Origin of the sequence: Cellulomonas sp. PS-H5 (genome assembly GCF_019265565.1) — a bacterium.
GTDB lineage: Bacteria > Actinomycetota > Actinomycetes > Actinomycetales > Cellulomonadaceae > Cellulomonas.
Window position 1 is genome coordinate 1 of record NZ_JAHVCI010000108.1, and the last position, 5,369, is coordinate 5,369.

5 protein-coding genes are annotated in these 5,369 nt (G+C 78.5%); all 5 read left to right on the forward strand.

Annotated features, from left to right (window positions below):
* Window positions 1-1,079 (forward strand): PH domain-containing protein (locus tag J5O08_RS20240; protein ID WP_218708705.1); only part of this gene is annotated, 1,079 nt, incomplete at its 5' end.
* On the forward strand, window positions 1,076-2,179 hold the full coding sequence (locus J5O08_RS20245) for a Rossmann-like and DUF2520 domain-containing protein (RefSeq protein WP_218708706.1): 1,104 nt from the start codon (window positions 1,076-1,078) through the stop codon (window positions 2,177-2,179). The genes J5O08_RS20240 and J5O08_RS20245, both read left to right, overlap by 4 nt.
* A complete protein-coding gene (gene panC / locus J5O08_RS20250) occupies window positions 2,176-3,066 on the forward strand; it encodes a pantoate--beta-alanine ligase (protein WP_218708707.1) in 891 nt (296 codons plus the stop codon). The genes J5O08_RS20245 and panC overlap by 4 nt, the downstream gene beginning before the upstream one ends.
* Before the next feature lie 2 nt (window positions 3,067-3,068).
* Entirely contained in the window at window positions 3,069-3,644 is a 576-nt protein-coding gene (gene panD / locus J5O08_RS20255; protein ID WP_218708709.1) for an aspartate 1-decarboxylase, read from the forward strand.
* Complete coding sequence (locus J5O08_RS20260; RefSeq protein ID WP_218708711.1) at window positions 3,641-5,344, forward strand: L-aspartate oxidase; 1,704 nt, start codon at window positions 3,641-3,643, stop codon at window positions 5,342-5,344. Before panD ends, J5O08_RS20260 begins: the two co-directional genes overlap by 4 nt.
* Window positions 5,345-5,369: the final 25 nt, after the last annotated feature.

Genomic DNA, 5,369 nt, shown 5'->3' on the forward strand with positions numbered 1-5,369 from the left:
CGCGGCCCGCGGGAGCGCCGTCCGCCGCCCCGACCGCCCCGGCGGCGCCCGGCACCCCCGCCGCCCCGCCCCTCGCCACCACGACGCCCGGCGCGGTCCCGGCCACCGACCACCCCGCGACCGCCGACCCGGACGCCGCCCTGACCCTCCCGGTCGAGCCGGACGCCGACGGCGGCTGGGAGGGCCCGGCGCCCGTCGCGCCCGAGCACCCGGTCTACGAGGTCCCGGTCGGCCGGCTGCTGGCCTCCACGCTGCTGTCCTCGGCGACGATCTGGCTGGTCGTCATGCTCGGCGCCGTCGGCGCGCTGATCGCGGGCACCGGCCAGGTCGGCTCGGCGTTCGCGCTGCTGCCCGCCCTGCTCGGCGTCGTGTCGTACACGTGGACCCGGTTCAACCGGGGCGCGAACTTCCGCGCGGCGATCTCCCCGGACGGCATCCGGCTGCGGCACGGCCTGACCGAGTCGCGGGCGCAGACCGTCCCGCCGGGCCGGGTGCAGGCCGTGCGCGTCACCCAGGGGCTGCTGTGGCGCAAGCCGGACTGGTGGCGGGTCGAGGTGAACGTCGCGGGCTACGGCAGCAGCGGCGACCAGACCCAGACCGAGAACGTGCTGCTGCCCGTCGGGACGCGCGACGAGGCGATGCTCGCGCTCTGGCTCGTGCTGCCCGACCTGGGCACCGAGGACCCGCGCGCGCTGGTCGAGGCGGGGCTCGTCGGCCGGACCGCCGACGGCGGCTGGGCCGTGGCCCCGCGCCGGTCCCGGTGGCTCGACCCGGTCGGCTGGCGCCGGCACGGCGTGACCGTGACCGACCGCGCGCTGGTGCTGCGCTCCGGGGTGCTGGTGCGCCAGCTCGTCGTCGTGCCGCACGAGCGCACCCAGTCGCTCGGGCTGGAGCAGGGGCCGCTGCAGCGCCGGCTGGGGCTGGCGTCGTTCCAGCTGCACTCGACGCCCGGGCCGGTGTCGCCGCGGGTCGACCACCTCGACCAGCGGGTCGCCGCGGGCCTCCTCGACGAGCAGGCGACGCGGGCCCGCACCGCGCGCGCCGGGGCGGGGCCGGAGCAGTGGATGCGCCGGGCATGACGCGGCTGGGGATCGGCGTCGTCGGCGCGGGCCGGGTCGGCGCGGTGCTGGGCAGCGCCCTGCGCGCGGCCGGGCACCCGGTGGTCGGGGTGAGCGCGGTGTCCGAGGCGTCCCGGGAGCGGGCGGACGCGCTGCTGCCGGGCGTCCCGGTGCTGGACGTGCCCGAGGTGGTGCGCCGCGCCGAGCTGGTGCTGCTCGCGGTGCCGGACGACGCGCTGGCGGAGCTCGTCTCGGGCCTCGCGGCGACCGGCGCGTGGCAGGGGGGTCAGATCGTCGTGCACACCGCGGGTCGGTACGGGGCCGGGGTGCTCGACCCGGCGCGCGCGCAGGGGGTCATCCCGATCGCGCTGCACCCCGCGATGACCTTCACCGGCACGTCGCTCGACCTGTCCCGGCTGGTCGGCTGCACGTTCGCGGTGACCGCGCCGACGCCGGTGCTGCCGATCGGGCAGGCGCTGGTGGTGGAGATGGGCGGCGAGCCGGTCGTGCTCGACGAGGCCGCGCGCCCGCTCTACCACGCAGCCCTCGCGCACGGCGCGAACCACCTGGTCGTGCTGGTCGCGCAGGCCGGGCAGGCGCTCGCGGCCGCGGGCGTCGCCGACCCCGGCGCGGTGCTGCGCCCCCTGCTCACCGCGGCGCTCGACGGGTCGCTGCGGGCCGAGTCGGCCGGCGGCGGGCGCGACGCGGAGGGCGAGGTCACGAACGGCGCGGTCACCACGCTGACCGGCCCGGTGCGGCGCGGCGACGCCGGGACGGTCCGCGACCACCTCGACGTGCTGACCGACCTCGGGGTGCGGACCGGCGCGACCGACGTCGCCGCGTCCTACCGGGCGCTGTCCCGCGCGGCGACGGGGCGGGCGCTCGCGGCCGGGCTGCTGCGCGCCGAGCAGGGCCGGGCGCTGCTCGACGCGCTGGCGACGGGCGACCCCGCGGCGGAGGCCGCGCCGCGCGACCCGGGGGACACCCGCGGCGGCACCCCGGGTGGTGCCGGCCCGGCTCACACCGGGGGCCCGGACGGGAGTACGGTGCACGGCGCGCAGGACGACGAGGGCGCGGGCGGGACGGACGAGCCCGGCGCCGACCAGGAGGACCAGGGATGACCGAGGCACGCACGGGTGCCCCCACGCTGGCGCGCACGCGCCCCGAGCTCGCGGCGGCGCTCGCGGACCGCCCGGCCGGCGGCCGCGCCGTCGTGATGACGATGGGCGCGCTGCACGCCGGCCACCTGTCGCTGGTGCGCGAGGCCCGCGCCCGCGGCGAGCAGGTGGTGGTGACGATCTTCGTGAACCCGCTGCAGTTCGCCCCGTCGGAGGACCTGGACCGCTACCCGCGCGACCTCGAGGGCGACCTGGCGTCGCTCACCGGCCCCGACCTGCTGGGGGCGGGCGACGTCGTGTTCGCGCCGGCGCCCGACGTGGTCTACCCCGACGGCGACCCGGGCGTGCGGGTGTCCGCCGGCGCGGTCGGCACGGTCTACGAGGGCGCGACCCGCCCGGGTCACCTGGGCGGCGTGCTCACGGTGGTGCTCAAGCTCATGCACCTGGTCGCGCCGGATGTCGCCCTGTTCGGCCGCAAGGACGTGCAGCAGCTCGCGGCCGTGCGCCGGATGGTGCGGGACCTGGACGTGCCCGTCGAGGTCGTGGGCGTGCCGACGGTGCGGGACGCCGACGGCCTCGCGCTGTCCTCGCGGAACGCCTACCTGTCGGTGGCCGAGCGGGAGCAGGCGCTGGCGCTGAGCCGCGCGCTCGCCGCGGGCCGCGCGGTGGCGGACGCGGGGGGCGACCCGGACGCGGTGCTCGCGGCGGCGCGAGCGGTGCTGGACGGCGCCGCGGTCGGCACCGACTACGTGGCCGTGGTGGACCCGCTGACCTTCGAGGACGTGACGGGCGCGGCGGCGGACCTCGCCGGGCGGACGGCGGTCCTGGCGCTCGCGGCCACCGTCGGCACGACCCGGCTGATCGACAACTCCGACGTGAGGTGGGCGTGACCATGACCTCGCTGCAGCGGCCGATGATGATCGGCAAGATCCACCGCGCGACCGTGACGCAGGCGGACCTGCACTACGTCGGCTCGATCACGGTCGACGCGCACCTGCTGGCGGCGGCCGACCTGCTGCCCGGTCAGCAGGTGGACGTCGTCGACGTGACCAACGGCGCCCGGCTCACCACCTACGTGATCGCCGGCGAGGCCGGGTCGGGGCAGATCTGCATCAACGGCGCTGCCGCGCACCTGGTGCACCCGGGCGACGTGGTCATCCTCATCGCCTACGGGATGCTCTCGGACGCCGAGGCCCGGACGTACGAGCCGCACGTCGTCCTGGTCGACGCCGAGAACCGGATCATGGACACGGGCCACGACCCGGGCACGGTCCCCGAGTCCTGGACCGCCGCGTCGGGCCTGCACCCGAGCGGCGTGCCGTTCGACCAGGGGCGGACGCTGGTGGAGCGGGACGGGGCGGCCGGGCCCGACGCCGACCGGGCGCGCGACTCGCAGGACCACCCGGTGCGCGACGACCTGGGGGCGGGGGCGAACGACGCCGGGCGGGACGCGGGCGCCGGACGGTGACCACGCGGCTGGCCCGCCGGCTCGCCGCGCCCGCCCCGGGCTGGACCGCCCGGGCGGACGCCGTGGTCGTCGGCTCCGGCATCGCCGGCCTCACCGCGGCGCTCGAGCTGCGCGCCCGGGTGCCGCGGGTGCTGCTGGTGACCAAGGACCGGCTGGTCTCGGGGTCGACGGTGTGGGCGCAGGGCGGCATCGCCGCGGCGCTCGACCCCGCCGACTCCCCGGAGGCGCACCTGCGGGACACGCTCGTCGCGGGCGTCGGCCTGTGCGACCCGCGGGCCGTCGAGGTGCTGGTCACCGAGGGCCCGGCGCGGGTCCGCGAGCTCGTGGCGCGCGGTGCGGTGTTCGACACCGAGCCCGACGGCACCCTCAGCCTGACCCGGGAGGGCGGCCACCACGCCGACCGGGTCGCGCACGCGGGTGGCGACGCCACGGGCGCCGAGATCTCCCGGGCGCTGGTCGCGCAGCTCGCGGCCGTGCAGGCGGACCCGGGCATCGAGGTGATCGAGCACGCCCTGGTGCTCGACGTGCTCACCGGCGCCCCCGGGCGCGACGGCCGGCCCGGGCCGGTGTGCGGCGTGACGCTGCACGTGATCGGCGAGGGCAGCCGGGACGGCGTCGGCGCCGTGCTCGCGCCCGCCGTGGTGCTGGCGACCGGCGGCATCGGCCAGGTGTTCCGGTCCTCGACCAACCCGGTCCAGGCGACCGGCGACGGCCTGGCCGCGGCCCTGCGCGCGGGCGCCGCGGTCGGCGACATGGAGTTCGTGCAGTTCCACCCCACGGTGCTGTGGCTCGGCGCCGGGGTGAAGGGCCAGCTCGCGCTCATCTCGGAGGCGGTCCGCGGCGAGGGCGCGCACCTCGTCGACGTCGACGGGCACCGGTTCATGGTCGGCGTGCACCCGCAGGCCGAGCTCGCGCCGCGGGACGTCGTGGCGAAGGCGATCGTCCGGCAGCTGGCCCGCACCGGCGCCGACCACGTCCTGCTCGACGCCCGGCACCTCGGTGCCGAGCGCATCCGCCGCCGGTTCCCGACCATCGGCGCCCGGCTGGCCGAGCACGGCCTCGACCTCGCGACCGACCTGGTCCCCGTCGCCCCGGCGCAGCACTACCACTCGGGCGGCGTCGTCACGGACCTGGCCGGCCGGTCGACCCTGCCCGGGCTGTACGCGGTCGGCGAGGTCGCGTGCACCGGCGTGCACGGCGCGAACCGGCTGGCGTCGAACTCGCTGCTCGAGGGCCTGGTGTTCGCGCACCGCGCCGCGCACGACATCGCCCACCGGGTCGAGACCGGCGCCCTGCGCCCCGCGGAGCCCGTCGAGCGCCCCGGGCCCGAGGCCCTGGTCGCCGGCGCGGCGCGGTCCCGGGTGCAGCGGATCGCCACCGACGGGCCGGGCGTGCTGCGGTCCGCGGCGGGGCTGGCGGCGGCCGCGCAGGCGCTCGCGGCCGTGCGGACGGACGCGCACCGCGCCGTCGAGGGCGGCGAGCGGCCGGTGGCCGACCCCCAGGTCGCGGAGTGGGAGACCACGAACGTGCACCAGGTCGCCACGGTGCTGACCGCCACGGCGGCGACCCGGCGGGAGACCCGCGGCGGCCACCTGCGCAGCGACCACCCGGACCGCGACGACGCCGCGTGGCTGGTCCGCGTGGAGGCGACCCTGACCCCGGACGGCGTGCTGACCCAGCGCCGTGCCCCCCAGGACTGACGGACCCGGGGCCGAGTGGAGTGTT